Source organism: Actinomadura sp. DC4 (assembly GCF_030406325.1).
Lineage (GTDB): Bacteria > Actinomycetota > Actinomycetes > Streptosporangiales > Streptosporangiaceae > Actinoallomurus.
In genome coordinates, this window is the sequence record NZ_JAUEQY010000022.1 from 156613 (window position 1) to 175515 (window position 18903).

Genomic DNA, 18903 nt, shown 5'->3' on the forward strand with positions numbered 1-18903 from the left:
ATTCGCGGCTCAGCCGCAGAGCGTGCGGAAGGCCTCCGGAAGCCCCTCGATCACGTCGTACGCGGTGATCGGCGCGTCGCGATCTCCGGATGCGTCGTCGCGGGCCGGCCCGGCGGTGGCGAGCCGCCCCGCGAGGCCGTGGAGGTACGCCCCGGCCGCGGCGGCGTCCATCGCGGGCACGCGCGCCGCCAGGAAGGCGCCGATCAGGCCGGACAGCACATCGCCGCTGCCCGCCGTCGCCAGCCGTGGCGTGCCGGTCGGGTTGACCCGGACCGCGCGTCCCACCTCGGCGATCACGGTGGTGGAGCCCTTGAGCAGCACGGTCGAGCCGAGCTCCTCGGCGGCCCGCCGTACGTGCTCCAGCCGCCGGGCCTCGACCTGGTCGGCGTCGGTGTCGTCCAGCAGCCGGGCCAGCTCCCCGGCGTGCGGGGTCAGCACGGTCGGCGCGTCACGCCACAGCAGATCGCGGCGGCGCGCCACGACGGTGAGGCCGTCGGCGTCGATGAGCACCGGCAGGTCGCTGCCGAGCACCTCGGCGAGCAGCGCCTCGGCGCGCTCGTCGGTGCCGAGGCCGGGCCCGGCGACCCAGGCGTTCACACGCCCGACCTCGCCGAGCGACTCGCCGACGACCGTGGTCACGGCCTCGGGCCAGCGGTGGCGGACCAGCTCGGCCGAGTGCTCGGCCGAGGCGAAGCGCACCATGCCGGCGCCGCCGTGCAGGGCTCCGCCGACCGACAGGACGGCGGCCCCGGTGAAGGTCTCACTGCCGGCCACGACGCCCGGCACGCCCCGGCGGTACTTGTTGGACTCTCTCTCCGGGCGCGGCACCCACAGGTCGACGTCGGCCGCCTGCGCCAGGCAGACGTCCGGATCGTCCAGGTACGGCCCGAGCCCGATGTCGACCAGCTCGACCACGCCCGCATGCGCGGCGCCCGGGTCCACGAACAGCCCCGGCTTGTACGTCCCGAAGGTGACCGTCACGTCGGCGCGCACGGCGGCGCCGGTCACCACGCCGGTGTCCGCGTCGACGCCGCTGGGCAGGTCGCAGGCCACGACGGTCGCGATCGCCCGCGCGGCGTGCCCGGCCAGGGTGGCGTGCGGCTCCCGCAGCCCACCGCGGCCGCCGATGCCGAGCATCCCGTCGATGATCAGGTCGGCCGCCTCGATCTCGGTGACGGCGCTCGTGCCGGTCACGTCGGCGGCGTCGGTCGCGTCGACGGACCGGCCGCCGGCCGCCCGCAGCGCGGCGAGCCCGCCCTCGTGGGTCTTCGAACCGGCGAGGAGCGCGGTCACCCGCGCCCCGCGCCGGGCGAGCGAGGCCCCGGCGTACAGCGCGTCGCCGCCGTTGTCACCGCCGCCCACGAGCAACGCCACCCGCGAGCCGTACACGCCCTCGCCGGGCCCGATCACCCCGGCCCGCCCGCTCACCAGCAGCCGGACGCACACCGAGGCGAGACCGGCCGCGGCCCGCCGCATGAGCGCGCCCTCGGGCAGCCGCGCCATCAGCTCCCGCTCCGCGGCGCGGACCTTGGCCACCTCGTGCGCGTTCCGCATGCTCGATCCCCTCGTCAGTCGATGTGCTCCGCGATCACGACGGCGACGGCGACGCCGCCGTCGTGGCTGAGCGAGATGTGCCAGGAGGTGACGCCGAGCCGTGCCGCCGCCGCGGCCACCGTGCCCTCGACGTGCAGGCTCGGCCGCCCGTCCGCGGCCTTGCGCACCTCCGCGTCGGTCCACTCCAGCCCGCCCGGCGCACCCAGCGCCTTCGCGAGCGCCTCCTTCGCCGCGAACCGGGCGGCGAGGGAGCGCGGATGGAGCCCGCGCTCGGTTTCGGTGAAGAGACGGACGGCCAGGCCGGGCGTACGTTCGAGAGATCGGGCGAACCGGGCGAGGTCCACGACGTCGATCCCCACTCCGACGATCACGAGTTCAGGTTAACGCCCGTGACCTGCGCGACGGGAGCGGCTCAGCAGGCGTGGGTGTGCGAGGGGTCGATGGCGGGCGCGTCGGGGTGTTCGATCAGCCAGTCCAGCCGCTCGCGGCTCTCCACGTCCGCCGGGGTGTAGACGGCCATGCGCGTCTCCGGGGTCGCCATGACCGCGAAGCTCACCACCGACATCCGCACCACACCGACGGCGGCGTGCCGGAAGACCTTCACTCTCGTCGTCGGGACCGCGACGTCGTGCGCCGCCCACATCTTCTCGAACGCCGGGCTGGCCGCGGACAGCCGCTGGACCAGCTCGCTCCACGCGGGCTCGCCGAGATGGCCGCCGAACGACGTGCGAAAGGTCGCGACCATCTGCGGCAGCTCCTGCTCGCAGTTGACGAACGTGCTGCAGCACCCGGGCGTGAGGAACATGGACCAGAGCAGGTTGGTGCCCCGCTTGCCCTGGCCGATCCGCGGCCACATCGCGGCGTACACGGCGTTCCACGCGAGGACGTCGTAGCGGCTGTTCATCACGGCGGCCGGAAGGTCGCGGATGGTGTCGAGGACGGTCTGGACCTCGGGTTCGAGCCGGTCGTGGGCGGCCGGCACGGTCACCGAAGGGATGCCGGCGAGGCGGAAGAGGTGCTCGTACTCGGCCTGGTCGAGCCGGAGGGTGCGGGCGATCGCCTCGAGCACCTGCACGCTCACGTTGATCGGCCGGCCCTGCTCCAGCCAGGTGTACCAGGTGATCCCGACCCCGGCGAGCTGGGCGACCTCCTCACGGCGCAGCCCCGGTGTGCGCCGCCGGGTGCCGCCGGGCATGCCGACGTCGGCGGGCGTGATGCGGCCGCGGCGGCTGCGCAGGAACGCGGCGAGCTCGGTACGGCGCTGGTGGGTGGTCACGGTCACGCTCTCATCCTCACCCGGACCGGGCCGGCGTGCCAGGTGCTGTCAACACCAGTATCAAGGGGCTCTCACCACGAGTACCCGCGCGGCCGCAGGCTCGTCGGCATGGCCCAGATCACCCTCGACGCACCCGCGTCCCGTACACCGGTCCGGCTAGGCCGGCTGCTCACGATCATTCTGGTCGGCCAGTTCATGGCGATCCTCGACGTCTCGGTCGTCAACGTCGCCGCGCCGACCATCCGTGCCGACCTGCACGCCTCAGGTGCCGGCCTCCAGCTCGTCATCGCCGGTTACACCATCGCCTACGCCATGCTCCTCATCACCGGGGCGCGCCTCGGTGACATCCTCGGGCACCGCGCCGCCTTCCAGGGCGGCCTGGCGCTCTTCACCGCGGCCTCGCTGGCCTGCGGCCTGGCCGGGTCGACCGGCCTGCTGATCGCCTTCCGCTTCATCCAGGGAGCGGGCGCGGCGCTGATGGTGCCGCAGGTCATGAGCCTCATCCAGCGCAACTTCACCGGCGCCGCGCGGGCCCGCGCGCTCAGCGTGTACGGGGCGGTACTGGCCGGCGGCGCGGTCGTCGGCCAGGTCGTCGGCGGCGTCCTGGTCAGCGCCGATCTCCTCGGCACCGGCTGGCGGCCCGTGTTCCTGGTGAACGTCCCGATCGGGCTGGTGCTGCTCGTCGCCGGGCGGCGTGCGCTGCCCGGCGACCGCGGCGAGCGCGGCCGCGGGCTCGACCTGCCGGGCCTGGTCAGCCTCTCGGCGGCCGTGCTGCTGTTCGTCGTGCCGCTCGTGCTCGGGCACGAGGAGGACTGGCCGGTGTGGGGCTGGGTGATGCTCGGGGCGAGCGTCGTCATCTTCGCGGTGTTCGCGGTCCTGCAGCGCCGGGCGGCCTCACCGCTGATCCCCGGCCGCGTGGCCGGCGCGCCGGGCATGCGCGCCGGGGTCGCGACGATCTTCCTGTGCATGTGCACCTTCGGCGGGTTCCTGTTCAGCCTCGCCCTTCACCTGCAGGGCGATCTCGGCTACACGCCGCTGCACGCCGGCCTGTTCTTCATCCCGGGGGCGGGCGGTTTCGCGCTGTCCAGCCTGAACTGGCGGCGCATGCCGGCCGCCTGGCACCGCCCCATGATCCCGCTCGCCATGATCGTGGCCGGCCTCGGCTATCTCGGCCTGGCGCGGTTCGAGTCCGGCGGCGTGTGGCTGGAGGTCGCGATGGGGGTCGCGGGCCTCGGCCTCGGCGCGGCGTTCAGCCCGCTGATCTCGATCGCCCTCACGCACGTGGCCGTGGAGGACGCGGCCGACGCCAGCGGCCTGCTGGTGATGACGAACCAGCTCGGCCAGGTGGTGGGCGTGGCGACCTTCGGGACGCTGTTCCTCAGCGTCGCGCCGCCGACCGGGCACGCCCTGACGATCACAAGTGAGGCGCTGGGGGCCACGGCCGCCCTCGCCGCCTGCTGCGCCGTACCCCTGCTGCGCCGGCGCTCGCTCTAGATCCGGCGCAGCCGTACGCGCTGGATGCGGTGGTCGCGGTCCTTGTTCAGCACGAGGGTGGCGCGGGCGCGGGTGGGCAGGATGTTGGCCACGAGGTTGACCTCGTTGATGTCCCGCCAGTACCTCTCCGCCTGGGCCGCCGCCTCTTCCTCGTCCACCTGCGCGTACGGGTGGAAGTAGGAGCGCTCGTCGGTGAAGATCGTACGGCGCAGGGCGAAGAAACGGTCGACGTACCACTGGCGGATGTCGTTCACCCGCGCGTCGACGTAGATCGAGAAGTCGAACAGATCCGAGAGCGCCAGGCCGCCCGGCTTGGCGCTCTGCAGGACGTTGAGGCCCTCGACGATCAGGATTTCGGGCCGCCGTACGAACTGCCGGGCGCCGGGCACGATGTCGTAGAGCAGCGGCTCGTACACGGGCATGGAGACCTCGGGAACGCCCGCCTTGACCTCCGAGACGAACTTCAGCAGCGCGCGCCGATCGTAGGACTCCGGAAAGCCCTTGCGCTGCATCAGCCCCCGCTCGTTGAGGACCGCGTTCGGATAGAGGAAGCCGTCCGTGCTGACCAGGTCGACCACCGGCCGCTCCGGCCCGCGCGCGAGCAGGGTCCGCAGCAGCCGGGAGACCGTGGACTTTCCCACCGCCACACTGCCGGCGATGCCGATGATGAACGGCGTCGGTGCGACGGTCTCGTCGAGGAATGCGCCGACCGTGTCGCGCAGCCGGCCGTCGCCGGCGACGAACAGCCGGAGCAGCCGCGCCAGCGGCAGGTAGACCTCCTCGACCTCGTCGATGTCGGTCGGGTCGAGCAGGCCGCGGATCTCGTCCAGGTCGTCGGAGGAGAGCGCCATTCGCGTGTCGGCCCGCAGCGCGCGCCACGCGTCACGGTCGAGCTCGACGTACGGGCTGGGCGTGCCGCCCGCGGTGCTCGTCATGACCAGGACCCTAGTCGGACGCCGCATTTTGCGGCGATTCATAAGGTTAATGACCGATAACGGATTGTCATCGGCACGGTCTCCCCCGACATCGCCCGAATGGGCACGGCGTACGGTCACGAGAGTGGGCGCGGCGGTGGTCTACCCGTTCACCTGGAGCCATTACTGTGGCCCGCATGTGCGGAATCGTAGGGTACGTCGGCTCGCAGTCGGCCCTGAACGTCGTGGTCGAGGGCCTCGCCAGGCTCGAATACCGGGGCTATGACTCGGCCGGTACGGCCGTCGCCTTCGACGGCAAGCTCTCGGTGACCAAGCGCGCCGGCAAGCTGGTCAATCTGAGGGACGCACTCGCGGGCACGCAACCTCCCGGCGGGGCGGACGACGAGGCGCACGGCGCCCATTCTGGTATCGGCCACACCCGCTGGGCCACCCACGGCCCGCCGAACGACCGCAACGCCCACCCGCACGTCGACTGCACCGGCGCCGTCGCGGTCGTGCACAACGGCATCATCGAGAACTTCGCCGCGCTCCGGCTCGAACTCGAACGCCGCGGCCACGAGCTGTCCTCCGACACCGACACCGAGGCCGTCGCCCACCTGCTGGAGGAGGAGGTGGCCAAGGGCGCCGGGCTGGCCGACGCGATGCGCAAGGTCTGCGTACGGCTGGAGGGTGCGTTCACCCTCGTGGCGATCTACTCCGGCGAGCCGGACCTCGTGGTCGGGGCACGCCGCAACTCACCGCTGGTCGTCGGCGTGGGCGACGGCGAGAACTTCCTGGCGAGCGACGTCGCGGCCTTCATCGCCCACACCCGCGACGCGATCGAGCTGGGCCAGGACCAGATCGTGGAGCTGCGCCCCGGCGGGGTGACGGTCACCGGGTTCGACGGCACGCCGGCGGAGGTGAAGGACTACCACGTCGACTGGGACGTCTCCGCCGCGGAGAAGGGCGGCCACGACTACTTCATGCTCAAGGAGATCGCCGAGCAGCCGAGCGCGGTCGCCGACACCCTCCTCGGCCGGATCGGCGCGGACGGCCGGCTCAGCCTGGACGAGATGCGGCTGACCGACGACGAGCTCCGCGACATCGACAAGATCATCATTGTGGCGTGCGGCACGGCGTACCACGCGGGAATGATCGCGAAATACGCCATCGAGCACTGGACACAGCTCCCCTGCGAGATCGAGCTGGCCAGCGAGTTCCGCTACCGCGACCCGATCCTGACGCGCTCCACGCTGGTCATCGCGATCTCCCAGTCCGGCGAGACGATGGACACGCTGATGGCCGTACGGCACGCCCGTGAGCAGCGCGCCAGCGTGCTCGGCATCTGCAACGTCAACGGCTCGACCATCCCACGCGAGTGCGATGGCGTGCTCTACACCCACGCCGGTCCCGAGATCGCGGTCGCCTCCACCAAGGCGTTCCTCACCCAGCTGATCGCCGTCTACCTGATCGCGCTCTACCTCGCGCAGGTACGCGGGACCAAGTGGGGCGACGAGGTGTTCGCCATGATCCAGCTCCTCGGCACGATGCCGCAGAAGGTGGAGCAGGTCCTGGAGACGATCGAGCCCGTACGCGAGCTGGCCCGGTCGCTCGCCGGCGAGCGCTGCGTGCTGTTCCTGGGCCGCCACGTGGGCTTCCCGGTGGCGCTGGAGGGCGCGCTGAAGCTCAAGGAGCTCGCGTACATGCACGCGGAGGGGTTCGCCGCCGGAGAGCTGAAGCACGGCCCGATCGCGCTGATCGAGGAGGGCCTGCCGGTCGTGGTCATCGTGCCGTCCCGCGCCCGGCCGATCCTCCACGACAAGATCGTCTCCAACATCCAGGAGATCCGGGCCCGCGGCGCGCGGACCATCGTGATCGCCGAGGACGGCGACGAGGCGGTCGCCCCGTACGCGGACACGCTCATCCGGGTGCCGGCCGTGCCGACGCTGCTGCAGCCGCTGGTGGCGACCGTGCCGCTCCAGGTCTTCGCCTGCGAGCTGGCCACCGCCAAGGGGCACGACGTCGACCAGCCGCGCAACCTCGCCAAGTCGGTCACGGTGGAGTGAGGCCGTGACGCGTTACGTGGCGCTGCTGCGCGCGGTGAACCTCGGCAGCCACAAGAAGGTCGCCATGCCCGCGCTGCGCGACCTCCTCGGCGGCATGGGGTACTCCGACGTCACGACCTACCTCCAGAGCGGCAACGCGGTCTTCACCGCCGGCGAGCCGCGGGCCGCACGCGTCGCCGCGGACGTCGAAGAACGGCTCGAAGCCGAGCTCGGGCTCACCACCGAGGTCATTCTGCGGACCGCCGACGAGCTGCGCGACGTGGTCGAACGCAACCCGATGCTGGTCGGCGACCCGGCGAAGTACACGGTGTTGTTCCTGCTCGAACCGCCCGCGCCGGACTGGCTGGGCGGGTTGGACCTCGCCGGTTTCGCGCCCGAGGAGATGCGGGCCGGCGAGCGCGAGCTCTATTTCGACCTGCCGAACGGCATCGGCCGCGCGAAACTGCCCGTGGCGCTCGGCCGCCGTCTCAAGGTGCCGGCCACGATGCGCAACTGGAAGACGGTCACCAGCCTGCTGGCGATGGCCGGCCGCTGAGCCTCGCGGCGCATCCCCGAATCCGGGGATGACGTAACGGTTCAAGCACGGCAAGTAACCACCCGCCGGACCCGCGCGTCCTACACACGGGCGGCCAGGGCCACCCAGGCCTGATCTCTCGGTGCTCCCCCGGGCTCACCCCTTGTCGAGCGGCGGGTGAACGCGGCCTGGACTCCGGCAAGTCCCTCATGCAAGTTCTCGTCGACCGCTCCCCGGCCACGGGGGCAAGGAGCGCCACGCATGTCCATCGTCTGGGTCTTCTATCTGCTGCTCGCGGCCGGTGTCCTCGCCGTGGTCGCCTGGCTCGTCGCCGAGCAGCTGCGCCATACCCGCAACCTCGATCGGATCCCGGTGCGGATCATGGTGAACGGAATCCGCGGCAAGAGCTCGGTCACCCGGCTGACCGCGGGCGCTCTGCGCACCCAGGGCCGTACGGTCGTCGCGAAGACCACCGGGTCCGCGGCGCGGTTCATCGCTCCGGACGCGACCGAGACGCCCATCGAGCGCAGGTTCGGAGTGGTGAACGTCATCGAGCAGGTCGGCGTCGTACGGCGTGCGGCCGAGCTCGACACGACGTTCCTGGTGGTCGAGTGCATGGCGGTCCAGCCGGACCTGCAGGAGCTCAACCAGAACAAGCTCATCCGCTCCACGATCGGCGTCATCACGAACGTCCGTGAGGACCACGTCGAGGAGATGGGCCCGACGCTGCCCGACATCGCGCGGTCGCTGTCGCGGTCGATGCCGCGGGGCGGGGTGTGCTTCACCACCGAGCGCGAGCACTTCGACGTCCTGGCGCACGAGGCGCTGCGGCGGAACTGCATGGTGGTCCAGGTCAACCCGGACAACGTCACCGACGCGGAGATGGCCGGCTTCGGGTGGGTGACGTTCAAGGAGAACGTCGTGCTCGCGCTCGCGGTGGCCGGCTACCTCGGCGTGCCCCGTCGTGAGGCGCTCGCCGGGATGTACGCCGCGCCGCCGGACCCGGGCGTGCTGCGCGTCGAGCGCCGCCGGATCGGCGGCGCCGAACTGGACGCGGTGAACCTGTTCGCCGCGAACGACCCCCAGTCCACCCTGATGAACGTCGACCTGCTGAACCTGGACGGCCGGGACGTCCAGGTCGTCATCAACTGCCGGCCCGACCGGATGGAGCGCAACGCGCAGATGGGCGAGATCGTCTCGACGATCGACCCGTCACAGGTGTACCTGATCGGCTCGCCGACCCGCTCGGCGCTCCGGGCGATCTCGCCGTCGCACCAGCCCCGCGTCGTCGACCTGGGCGGCGAGGACCACACCGGCCCGGCGCTGCTGGAACACATGGCCACGCGGCTGCGGCCGGCCACGACCCTGCTCATGATCGGCAATATCCACGGCCGGGGAGAGCACCTGCTCGACGCCCTCGGCATGGGTTCTGTGAACTAGGAGACCCCCGTTGACGCTCATACCCGCGGTCGGCATCGACGTCGGCCCGACCCTGTCCGTAGTGATCTTGGCGATGGGCCTGCTCGGTGCTCTGATCTGTTACCTGCTCACCAACCTGTCTCCGGGCGGCCTGATCGTCCCGGGCTGGCTCGCCCTCACGGTCGTCGAGTGGCCCAAGACCCTCATCATCGGCGTCCTCACGACCGCCGTCACGTACGCGGTGATGAAGGTGCTGCGGCGCCACGCGATCCTGTACGGCAAGCGCCTGTTCGCGGCGACCGTGCTGGTGGCGGTCCTGATCGAGGTCGCCCTGTTCCTCACCCTGCGCGGCCGGCTCCCCGGTTTCTTCCCGCACAACACCCTCGGCCTCGTCGTGCCGGGCCTGATCGCCTACCAGATCGACAAGCAGAGGGTCCTGCCCACGGTCGTGTCACTGGTCTCCGTCGCCGCGGCGACGTGCGTCATGCTCACCCTGGGGGTCGCGCTCTCGTGAGGAGGCTGATCATCGCGCTCGTGACGGTGGCCGGTGTGGCGGTCATCGCGCTGGTGCCGACGATGAACCACGCGATCGTCTCGGCGAAGGAGCGGCGCCACGTCGCGCAGTCGGCCCGCCCGCTGCTGCCCGGGTACCGCTACATCCGCTCCCGCCACCCGGATCGTACGGCCGTCTACGACGAGCGCGACCACCTGGTCGCCACGTTCACCGAGGGCGCCCGCACCGTGGTGTTCCGCGCCCGGACCCGGACGTTCACCGACCCGCAGGCCGCCGCGCCGGTCCGCACCGACGCCTGGGTCCGCCTGGCGCCGACGGCGTGGCGGTTCGGCCGGCAGGACGGCGCCGCGTTCCGCACCTGGTTCGCCCACGAGGTCGCCGACGCCTCACCGGACCTGCTGGCCGACGCGATGCGGTACGTCACCGGCGGCACGGACGAGGCGGGGTTCGGGCCGTACACCGAGGACGAGGAGCATCGGGTGCGCGGCGCGGACTGGAACGACTACCTCGGCGTCCCCTGGGGTGGCCTGCGGCCGGACCCGCGGCTGCGCCGTGACCTGGACTGCTCCGGATACGTACGGCTCGTCTACGGCCACGACATGGGCGTCCCGCTGTACGCCGACACCGAGCCGCACGCGGACGGCCTGGGCCGGTTCTCCCGCTCGATGGCCGCCGGCGCGCCGGGCGTCGTCATCGCGGACGGCGGGCCGGACCAGCTCACGGACCTGAGCGATCTGCAACCCGGTGACCTGGTGTTCTTCGCGCTGCACTCCCGTACCCGGATCGCTCACATGGGGTTCTACCTGGGCCGCGACGAAGAGGGACACCGCCGGTACGTGTCGTCTCGGATGCGCGCGGACGGACCGACGTTCGGCGACGCGGGCGGCGCGGCCGTCCTGGACGGCGACGGGTACTACGCCCGCCACCTGCGGGTCGCCCGGCGCCTCTGACATTCCGGGCGCCGCCCGGCCCCGGCCGCCGTGTAAAACCCGGACACCGGGTAGGGACAACTGCCACGGACAGTGAAGGAGAGTCTGATGGCGGGCCGCATCATCGCAGCACTTCGCGCGATCGTCGCCACGACGGTGAACGTTCTCGTCCTGCCCTTCCGGGTCTTCGCCCGTCTGCTCGGCCTTTCGAACAAGGGCCGGCCGGGGGCGGGACGGCGTTCGGACGACTGACGACCGACGAAAAAGGGGCGCCCCGAAGCCGGGGCGCCCCTTTTTCACGCGCTCAGCAGGTGTCGAGCATGTCGCCCAGCTCGGTGTGGTCCGCGTGGGTCACCGACAGGTGGTACTCATCGGCCACCCCGATGAACTTCTCCGCGTACGTGCACTCGAACGCCTTGGGCGGCTGCCATTCCGACGGGCCCTTGTCGCTCTTCTGCTCGTTCGGCCGGGACGAGACGGCCAGCAGGTTGTCGCGGTCGTTGGCGAGCTGGCTGCGCTTGTCCTCGGTCCAGTCCTTGGCGCCCATTCTCCAGGCGAGGCCGAGCGGGAAGACGTGGTCGATCTGCACGTCGATCGCGTGCGCCTTGGCGAAGGTGATGTCCTTACCGGTGTACGGGTCGTCCAGCCTGCCGGAGATCACCGTGCACTTGTCGCGCTTCTTCACGTCGGTGAGGTCCCGGGAGAGGATGTCGTCCCGGGTGTCGCAGCCGTTGTGGTCGACGTCCTTCCAGGCCGGCCCGAACTCATCTCGGCTGTAGCCGCTCATCGACCCCCCGGCGGACTCCTTGAGCCCGGACAGCTCTTTGCGCGCCGTTCCCTCGTTGCCCTTGCCCGCTTTCTTCGACGACGACTTTCCCGAGTGAGAACTCGACGGGTCATCCCCGTTCAGTGACACGTTGCCGGCACATCCAGCGGCCACGAAGACCGAAACGAGCACCGAGGTGACCTTGACGCTTACTCGCCGCGGTACTGGCATATCCCCACCGTCCAAGATTTTTTGGCGCTGCCATGCCCGTTATATACGGATCTATGCATGCAAAGCGCTCATCTCGGAAGACACGCCGCAACGCGGTCACGGTGCCTCAGGTCGGATAGCCGAACGGACGCACCATTTCTCATCCCTAAGGGGGGTGCGTCTACTGCTCTGGAGTGACGACCCGCCCGCTGGGGTCCACTAAGTTCGGCGCATGTCCATCATCGCCACGCGGGGACTCGGCAAGCGGTTCCCCGGCGTGCTCGCCCTGGACGAGCTCACCATCGACATCGAGCCCGGTGTCGTCGGGCTGGTCGGGGCCAACGGCGCGGGCAAGTCGACGCTGATCAAGATCCTGCTCGGGCTCCTCCCGCCGACGAGCGGCCAGGCGAGCGTGCTCGGGCACGACGCGGTTCGCGAGTCCATGAAGATCCGCGAGCTGGTCGGCTACATGCCCGAGAACGACTGCCTCCCCCCGGACGTCTCCGCCACCGAGTTCATCGTGCACGTGGCGCGCGTGTCCGGGCTGCCGCCCACCGCCGCCCGCGAGCGCGCCGCCGACACCCTGCGCCATGTCGGCCTGTACGAGGAGCGGTACCGGCCGATCGGCGGCTACTCCACCGGTATGCGCCAGCGCGTCAAACTCGCCCAGGCCCTCGTCCACGACCCCAAGCTCGTCTTTCTCGACGAACCCACCAACGGCCTGGACCCGGCGGGCCGTGACGAGATGCTCGCGCTCATCCGCCGCATCGGCGGCGAGTTCGGCATCAGCGTCCTCGTCACCTCCCATCTGCTCGGCGAGCTCGAACGCGTCGCCGACCACCTGGTGATCATCGACGGCGGCCGGCTGCTGCGCTCCCAGGCCGTCACCGACTTCACGCAGGTCAGCGGGGTGCTCGCGGTCGAGATCGGGGACGACCCGGCCCAGCGCGACCAGCTCGGCAACCGGCTCGCCGAGACCGGGCTCCGCGTCCACCCCGACGGGCGCCTCCTGCTCATCGACATCGCCGACGAGACCACGTACGACCTCGTACGCGACTCCGTCGCCGATCTCGGCCTGGCCCTGGTGCGCATGGAGAACCGCCGCCACCGGATCGAAGAGGTCTTCTCCTCATGACGAGCGTCATCCACGACATCGGCTACCGCCACTACGACGGCCCGCGCCTCGGCCGCGCGTACTCCGTCCGCTCTCTCTTCCTGCACAACCTGCGCGCGGCGTACGGGCTCGGCCGGCCGGCCAAGGCCAAGATCATGCCGTTCCTGCTGTTCACGATCATGCTCCTGCCGGCGGCGATCAGCGTGGCGATCACCGCGCTGGCCTCGAAGATCGGCAACGGCACGGCGATCAACCTGATCCGCTACGAGTCGTACGCCATCTACCTGCAGCCGCTGATCGCGATCTTCCTGGCGGCCCAGTCGCCGGTGCTCGCCTCGCGCGACCTGCGCTTCCACGTCACGCCGCTGTACTTCTCCCGGCCGCTGGGCCGGATGGACTACGTGCTGGCCAAGTACGGCGCGCTGACGACGGCCCTGTTCATCCTCCTGGTCACCCCGGTCACGCTCCTGTTCGTCGGCGCCCTCGCCACCAAGCAGAAGCACCTGGGCACCCACACGCTGCACTTCGCGGCCGCGCTCGGAGGCTGCCTGATCCTCGCCCTCGTGCTCGCGGCGATCGGCCTGGTCGTGGCCGCGTTCACCCCGCGCCGCGGCTTCGGTGTGACCGCGGTGATGGCGGTCTACCTCATCAGCACGGCCGCGGTCGGGGCGATCCAGGGGATCGCCGAGGACCACACCAAGTTCACCGTCGCCCGCTGGGCCGGCATGTTCACGCCGTTCAACCTCGTGGACGGGGTGCAGGTGTGGGCGCTGCGAACCAAGGTGTCCGCGGCGGAGCCCCCGCCGTCCGGCATCGGCGGACCCGTGTTCACGCTCGTGTGCGCGGCCATCATCGCCGGCGCGCTGGCCATCCTGTTTCTGCGGTTCCGGAAGGTAGGCGCGAAGTGACCTGTTCGCGAGCGGACGATCGGGAGGCGCCGTGAGTGTTCTCGAACTCCGGGACGTGTCCCGGTGGTACGGCAACGTGGTGGCGGTCAACGGAGTCACGATGACCGTCGGTCCGGGCGTCACCGGGCTGCTCGGCCCGAACGGCGCCGGCAAGTCGACGCTCATCCACATGATGGGCGGGTTCCTCTCCCCCTCGAACGGCCAGGTCGGCATCGACGGGCAGCGGATCTGGAAGAACCCCTCGGTCTTTCGCAACATCGGCCTGGTGCCCGAGCGCGAGGCGGCCTACGACTTCCTCACCGGGCGGCAGTTCGTCCGCTCGATGGCGAAGCTGCACAAGCTGCCTGACCCGGGCGCGGCGGCCGAGCGCGCGCTCGGCATGGTCGAGATGATCGACCCGGCCGACCGCGCCATCGGCACCTACTCCAAGGGCATGAAGCAGCGGGTCAAGATGGCCTCGGCCCTGGTGCACGACCCGGCGGTGCTGCTGCTCGACGAGCCGTTCAACGGCATGGACCCGCGCCAGCGGCTCCAGCTGATGGACCTGATCCGCAAGATGGCCGCCGAGGGCCGTACGGTCCTGTTCAGCTCGCACATCCTCGAAGAGGTCGAGCGGCTGGCCCACCACATCGAAGTGATCATCGCGGGGCGGCACGCAGCGTCGGGCGACTTCCGCGCGATCCGCCGGCTGATGACCGACCGGCCGCACATGTTCGCGATCCGCTCCAGCGACGACCGGCGCCTCGCCGCCGCGCTCATCGCCGACGGCTCGACCCGCGGGGTCGAGCTCACCTCCGCCGGGCTCGCCGTGGAGGCCGTGGACTTCCAGCGCTTCACCCTGCTGCTGCCCCAGGCGGCCCGTACGGCCGGCATCCGGCTGCTTGAGGTCTCCCCGGCCGACGAATCCCTCGAAAGCGTCTTCTCCTACCTGGTGTCCTCATGAATCCCACCATCGCGTACATCACGTTCCGCGGGATGCTCGGTCGCCGGCGGGCGCTCCTGCTATTCCTCCTCCCGGCCGTCCTGCTGCTGCTGAGCATCGGCCTGCGGGTCACCGGCAACAGCGACCTCGACACGTCCGCGGCGCTGCTGACGCAGTTCGGGCTGGGCGCGCTGCTGCCGCTGCTGGCCCTGCTCGCCGGCACCGGCGTGATCGCCCCGGAGATAGACGACGGCCAGATCATGTACCTCATGACCAAGCCGATCGCCCGCCCGGTCATCTCGACGACGAAGTTCCTGGTCGCGGTCGCCCTGGTGGTCGGCTTCGGCGTGGTGCCGATCTTCATCTCCGGCGTGATCATGAACGGCATGACCGCGGGCCTGCCGACGGGCTTCGCCCTCGGCTCGCTGGTGGGCGGCATCGCGTACTGCGCGCTGTTCATCGCCATCGCGGTCATCAGCCGGTTCGCCGTGACGATCGGGCTGATCTATGCCCTGGTGTGGGAGAACCTCCTCGCGCGCTACGCCCCGGGCGCCCGTACGCTCTCGATCCGGCAGTGGGCCATCTCGATCACCGACCTGGGCACGAACGCCACCGCGGTCACCTCCGAGGTGGGCGAGACGACGGCGGTGTCACTGCTGATCATCCTGAGCGTGCTCGGCGTACTCTTCGCCGGCTGGAAGCTCCGCACCCTGTCCGTCACGGGAGCCGACTAGCCCCCTGCCTCGCAGCCCCGGCCCGGGGAGACCCGGGCCGGGGCTCCGTGCGTTAAAGGGCGGTGCGGACGACCTCGGCGAGACGGTCGGCCAGCGCGCGGGCCTGGTCCTCTTCGGGGGCCTCGACCATCACGCGGACCATCGGCTCCGTGCCGCTGGGGCGGATGAGCACCCGGCCCGTGTCGCCGAGTTCGGTCTCCGCCGCCTCGACCGCCGCGGCCAGCTCCGGGGAGGTCTTGGCGCGGGACTTGTCGACGTTCTTCACGTTGACCAGCACCTGCGGCAGGCGCGTCATCACCTTGGCCAGCTCGTCCAGCGGGCGGCCGCGGCCCGCGACCGTGGCCAGCAGGTGCAGGCCGGTCAGCAGGCCGTCGCCCGTGGTCGCGTGGTCGAGCATGATCACGTGGCCGGACTGCTCGCCGCCGAAGGCGTACCCGCCGGACTTCATGGCCTCCAGGACATAACGGTCGCCGACCGTCGTCTCGACGACGTTCAGGCCCTCTTCGCGCATGGCGATCTTGAAGCCGAGGTTCGACATGACGGTCGCGACGACCGTGTCGCCCGGGAGGCGGCCCGCCTCGCGCAGCTCGACCGCCAGGACGGCCATGATCTGGTCGCCGTCGATGGGCTCGCCCGAAGCGGTGACGGCCAGGCAGCGGTCGGCGTCGCCGTCGTGGGCGATGCCGACGTCCGCGCCGTGCTCGATCACGGCGCGCTGCAGGGACTCCAGGTGGGTGGAGCCGCAGCCCTCGTTGATGTTGAGGCCGTCCGGCGAGGCGCCGATGGCGACCACACTCGCGCCGGCGCGGCGCATCGCCTCAGGTGAGACGCCGGACGCGGCGCCGTGCGCGCAGTCGACGACGACCCGTACGCCGTCGAGCGAGCGGGGCAGCGTGGACAGCAGGTGCGCGATGTAGCTCTCGACCTCGCCCTGCGCCTCGCGTACACGGCCGACGCCGGGGCCCGTCGGGCCGGCCCAGTCCTCGCCGAGGTGGGCCTCGATCTGGTCCTCGATCTGGTCGGCGAGCTTGTGCCCGCCGCGGCCGAAGAACTTGATGCCGTTGTCGGGCGCCGGGTTGTGCGAGGCGGACAGCATCACGCCGAGGTCGGCGCCGAGCGACTGGGTGAGGTACGCGACGGCGGGCGTCGGCAGGACGCCGAGGCGCAGCACGTCGACGCCGGCGGAAGCGAGACCGGCCACGACGGCGGCCTCGAGGAACTCGCCGGAGGCGCGCGGATCGCGGCCTACGACGGCGAGAGGCCGGTGCCCTTCGAAGGCGCCGGCCTCACCGAGGACGCGTGCGGCAGCGACCGACAGGTCGAGCGCGAGCCGGGCGGTCAGGTCACGGTTGGCGACCCCCCGGATACCGTCGGTTCCGAACAGACGTGACACTGTTAACACCCCACGGTCGCGCATGGAACGGCCGGCCCGCCGGCCCTCGAACAAAGCGATCGGCGGTCCCGTGGAAAGACGGAACCGCCGAAGTCCTGTGCGGCGATGCCGTCCAGCGGGGCCGGACCGGTCGATCGCCGCACAGGGCCGATCAACGCTTGCTGTACTGCGGAGCCTTACGCGCCTTCTTCAGGCCGTACTTCTTGCGCTCCTTCGCCCGCGGGTCACGGGTGAGGAAGCCGGCCTTCTTCAGCGGCGGCCGGTTGTCGGCGTCGACGAGCTGCAGCGCACGGGCGATGCCCAGGCGCAGCGCGCCGGCCTGGCCGGTGACGCCACCGCCGTGAACCAGCGCGATCACGTCGAACTGGTCCTCGAGGCTCAGCGTCACGAACGGCTCGTTCACGACCTGCTGGTGGACCTTGTTGGGGAAGTACGCGTCGAGCGTGCGGCCGTTGATCGTCCACTTCCCGGTGCCCGGGACGATGCGGACGCGCGCGATGGCCTCCTTGCGGCGGCCGGTGCCCGCGGCGGGACCGGTCAGCACCGGACGGGGGGTCTCCTCGGCGACAGCCTCAGCGGACTCGGAGGTGTAGTCCCCCACGTACTCTTCGAACTCGGCGCCCTCGATGGGCGTCTCGACACCGGTGGACTCAGCCACGGGACTCCTCAGGATCTTGTCTCGACGGTGCGCGTCACTGCGCGATCTGCTTGATGTCGTAGGGCACCGGCTGCTGGGCCTGGTGCGGGTGCTCGGATCCGGTGTAGACCTTCAGCTTGCCGAACATCTTCCGGCCGAGCGTGTTCTTGGGGAGCATGCCCTTGATGGCCTTCTCCACGGCGCGCTCAGGGTGCTTCTCCATGAGGTCGGAGTAAGCGATCGAGCGCAGGCCGCCGGGGTAGCCGGAGTGGCGGTAGGCCTTCTTCTGCTCCAGCTTCTTGCCCGACAGCGCCACCTTGTCGGCGTTGATGATGATGACGAAGTCGCCAGTGTCGAGGTGCGGCGCGTAGATCGGCTTGTGCTTACCCCGCAGCAACGTCGCGACCTGGCTGGCCAGCCGACCCAGCACGACATCGGTCGCGTCGATGACGTGCCACTGACGTTCGACGTCAGCGGGCTTAGGGGTGTAGGTGCGCACGGTCGTAAGCCTTCGTTTCGTGTCTGACAACAGAGACAGGACCGGCGGGACGGAACGTCCGTCACAGGCCCACATTGGTCAACATGGTCGAGCGACCCGGATGACGGGCACGCTGACGCACACAACGAACTGGCAGGATACCGGCCCACGCACGTGCGGGTCAAAGCGGGCGGCTACCGCCGCCTCCCTGCCATCGCTCAGACGATCACCAGTACAACACCTAGCTCGTCCTTTTTACAGCATATAGCAGGTATTACTCCAGAACCGCACGCTCGTAGCGTTTGGTCCCTCTATAGTGCTGCTCCTCCGCAGCCCCCTGGAGGACCCCCTGTCCGCCAAGCGTGTGATCTCCGTCAAGCGCCGCGTCCAGGCGTTCGTGATCCTGGCGATCGCGTTCTTCGTCGCCGCAGGCTTCGCGGCGAACCGCTACGTGACCGCGGCGCACCCCGCGCCCGCCGACCGTCCCGTTCAGGACTCGGCCGTGATCCCCAGCCCCGAGGGCAAGGCGGTCAAGCCGCCGACCCCCTCGCCCAGCAAGCCCTCGCGCCCCAGCCGTACGATCACCCATCCGGCCTCCGCGGCGAAGGTGACCCGCAGCCGCAAGCCGAAGCCCCACACCTCGACCGTCATCGCGACGGGGGGCGGGCCGACGAAGAACCTGTCCGCCGAGGACCTGGCCGTCAAGCTCACGAACAGCGAGCGCGCCAAGCACGGCTGCTCGGCACTGCGCAACGACCCGCACCTGCGCGCCGCGGCGTACGCGCACTCGAAGGACATGCGCGTGAAGAAGTACTTCGAGCACAACTCGCCGGACGGCAAGACCCCCTGGGATCGGATCAAGGCGGCCGGCTACAGCCAGCCCGGCGCCGAGAACATCGCCATGGGATACGCGACCGCACAGGCGGTGCTCGACGGCTGGATGAACAGCCCCGGACACCGCGCGAACATCCTGAACTGCAGCCTGAAGGCGGTCGGAATCGGCGTCGAGTACGGGCCGGGAGGCCCGTGGTGGACGCAGGACTTCGGCTTCCAGTAAACGG

At 70.6% G+C, this 18903-nt stretch carries 20 protein-coding genes; 12 read left to right on the forward strand and 8 right to left on the reverse strand.

Annotated elements, in window-relative coordinates; all coding sequences use genetic code 11:
- Nucleotides 1–9: 9 nt before the first annotated feature.
- The 3 genes from QWU11_RS31705 to QWU11_RS31715 are packed head-to-tail and all read right to left on the reverse strand — an operon-like array spanning nt 10 to nt 2836.
- Nucleotides 10–1554 carry an NAD(P)H-hydrate dehydratase gene (locus tag QWU11_RS31705; protein ID WP_290118144.1) on the reverse strand — a complete coding sequence of 515 codons (1545 nt, stop codon included), beginning with the start codon at nt 1552–1554 and terminating at the stop codon, nt 10–12.
- A gap of 14 nt (nt 1555–1568) precedes the next feature.
- On the reverse strand, nt 1569–1925 hold the full coding sequence (locus QWU11_RS31710) for a holo-ACP synthase (RefSeq protein ID WP_290118145.1): 357 nt from the start codon (nt 1923–1925) through the stop codon (nt 1569–1571).
- Nucleotides 1926–1966: 41 nt separating this feature from the next.
- Nucleotides 1967–2836 (reverse strand): helix-turn-helix transcriptional regulator, encoded by an 870-nt coding sequence (locus QWU11_RS31715; protein WP_290118146.1) that lies wholly within the window; start codon nt 2834–2836, stop codon nt 1967–1969.
- A gap of 102 nt (nt 2837–2938) precedes the next feature.
- Here QWU11_RS31715 and QWU11_RS31720 point away from each other — a divergent pair, with 102 nt between their 5' ends.
- The gene (locus QWU11_RS31720; protein WP_290118147.1) at nt 2939–4324 is read left to right on the forward strand and encodes an MFS transporter; all 1386 of its coding nucleotides are present in this window, start codon (nt 2939–2941) and stop codon (nt 4322–4324) included.
- Here the strand turns inward: QWU11_RS31720 and coaA are convergent.
- On the reverse strand, nt 4321–5259 hold the full coding sequence (coaA, locus tag QWU11_RS31725; RefSeq protein ID WP_290118148.1) for a type I pantothenate kinase: 939 nt from the start codon (nt 5257–5259) through the stop codon (nt 4321–4323). The two genes, QWU11_RS31720 and coaA, sit on opposite strands and share 4 nt — an antisense overlap.
- Nucleotides 5260–5435: 176 nt before the next feature.
- On the opposite strand from coaA, the gene glmS reads away from it, so the two are divergent.
- From glmS to QWU11_RS31755, 6 genes are all read left to right on the forward strand, one after another.
- The gene (glmS, locus tag QWU11_RS31730; RefSeq protein WP_290118149.1) at nt 5436–7304 is read left to right on the forward strand and encodes a glutamine--fructose-6-phosphate transaminase (isomerizing); all 1869 of its coding nucleotides are present in this window, start codon (nt 5436–5438) and stop codon (nt 7302–7304) included.
- A 4-nt stretch (nt 7305–7308) separates the two neighbouring features.
- Nucleotides 7309–7839, forward strand: a complete 531-nt coding sequence (locus QWU11_RS31735; RefSeq protein ID WP_290118150.1) for a DUF1697 domain-containing protein — start codon at nt 7309–7311, stop codon at nt 7837–7839.
- A 240-nt stretch (nt 7840–8079) separates the two neighbouring features.
- Complete coding sequence (gene pgsB / locus QWU11_RS31740) at nt 8080–9258, forward strand: poly-gamma-glutamate synthase PgsB (RefSeq protein WP_290118151.1); 1179 nt, start codon at nt 8080–8082, stop codon at nt 9256–9258.
- Nucleotides 9259–9268: 10 nt separating this feature from the next.
- Entirely contained in the window at nt 9269–9751 is a 483-nt protein-coding gene (locus QWU11_RS31745) for a poly-gamma-glutamate biosynthesis protein PgsC/CapC (RefSeq protein ID WP_290118152.1), read from the forward strand.
- Nucleotides 9748–10701 carry an NlpC/P60 family protein gene (locus QWU11_RS31750; protein ID WP_290118153.1) on the forward strand — a complete coding sequence of 318 codons (954 nt, stop codon included), beginning with the start codon at nt 9748–9750 and terminating at the stop codon, nt 10699–10701. The genes QWU11_RS31745 and QWU11_RS31750 overlap by 4 nt, the downstream gene beginning before the upstream one ends.
- Nucleotides 10702–10788: 87 nt before the next feature.
- Complete coding sequence (locus QWU11_RS31755) at nt 10789–10932, forward strand: hypothetical protein (protein WP_290118154.1); 144 nt, start codon at nt 10789–10791, stop codon at nt 10930–10932.
- Between the two features lie 52 nt (nt 10933–10984).
- On the opposite strand, the gene QWU11_RS31760 is transcribed toward QWU11_RS31755, so the two are convergent.
- The gene (locus QWU11_RS31760; protein ID WP_290118155.1) at nt 10985–11638 is read right to left on the reverse strand and encodes an HNH endonuclease family protein; all 654 of its coding nucleotides are present in this window, start codon (nt 11636–11638) and stop codon (nt 10985–10987) included.
- A 250-nt stretch (nt 11639–11888) separates the two neighbouring features.
- Between QWU11_RS31760 and QWU11_RS31765 the strand changes: the two genes are divergently transcribed.
- The 4 genes from QWU11_RS31765 to QWU11_RS31780 are packed head-to-tail and all read left to right on the forward strand — an operon-like array spanning nt 11889 to nt 15334.
- Nucleotides 11889–12791: an ABC transporter ATP-binding protein gene (locus QWU11_RS31765; RefSeq protein WP_290118156.1), complete on the forward strand. Its 903-nt coding sequence runs from the start codon at nt 11889–11891 to the stop codon at nt 12789–12791.
- Nucleotides 12788–13678, forward strand: coding sequence for an ABC transporter permease (locus QWU11_RS31770; protein WP_290118157.1), 891 nt, complete (start codon nt 12788–12790; stop codon nt 13676–13678). The genes QWU11_RS31765 and QWU11_RS31770 overlap by 4 nt, the downstream gene beginning before the upstream one ends.
- Before the next feature lie 31 nt (nt 13679–13709).
- On the forward strand, nt 13710–14621 hold the full coding sequence (locus tag QWU11_RS31775; protein ID WP_290118158.1) for an ABC transporter ATP-binding protein: 912 nt from the start codon (nt 13710–13712) through the stop codon (nt 14619–14621).
- Nucleotides 14618–15334, forward strand: a complete 717-nt coding sequence (locus QWU11_RS31780) for an ABC transporter permease (protein WP_290118159.1) — start codon at nt 14618–14620, stop codon at nt 15332–15334. Before QWU11_RS31775 ends, QWU11_RS31780 begins: the two co-directional genes overlap by 4 nt.
- A 52-nt stretch (nt 15335–15386) precedes the next feature.
- On the opposite strand, the gene glmM is transcribed toward QWU11_RS31780, so the two are convergent.
- The 3 genes from glmM to rplM all read right to left on the reverse strand — a co-directional run bounded on the left by glmM (nt 15387) and on the right by rplM (nt 17863).
- The gene (gene glmM / locus QWU11_RS31785) at nt 15387–16727 is read right to left on the reverse strand and encodes a phosphoglucosamine mutase (RefSeq protein ID WP_290118160.1); all 1341 of its coding nucleotides are present in this window, start codon (nt 16725–16727) and stop codon (nt 15387–15389) included.
- Between the two features lie 151 nt (nt 16728–16878).
- A complete protein-coding gene (gene rpsI, locus QWU11_RS31790; protein WP_290118161.1) occupies nt 16879–17385 on the reverse strand; it encodes a 30S ribosomal protein S9 in 507 nt (168 codons plus the stop codon).
- A 34-nt stretch (nt 17386–17419) separates the two neighbouring features.
- Entirely contained in the window at nt 17420–17863 is a 444-nt protein-coding gene (gene rplM / locus QWU11_RS31795) for a 50S ribosomal protein L13 (RefSeq protein WP_290118162.1), read from the reverse strand.
- A gap of 295 nt (nt 17864–18158) precedes the next feature.
- Between rplM and QWU11_RS31800 the strand changes: the two genes are divergently transcribed.
- Nucleotides 18159–18899: a CAP domain-containing protein gene (locus tag QWU11_RS31800; RefSeq protein ID WP_290118163.1), complete on the forward strand. Its 741-nt coding sequence runs from the start codon at nt 18159–18161 to the stop codon at nt 18897–18899.
- Nucleotides 18900–18903: the final 4 nt, after the last annotated feature.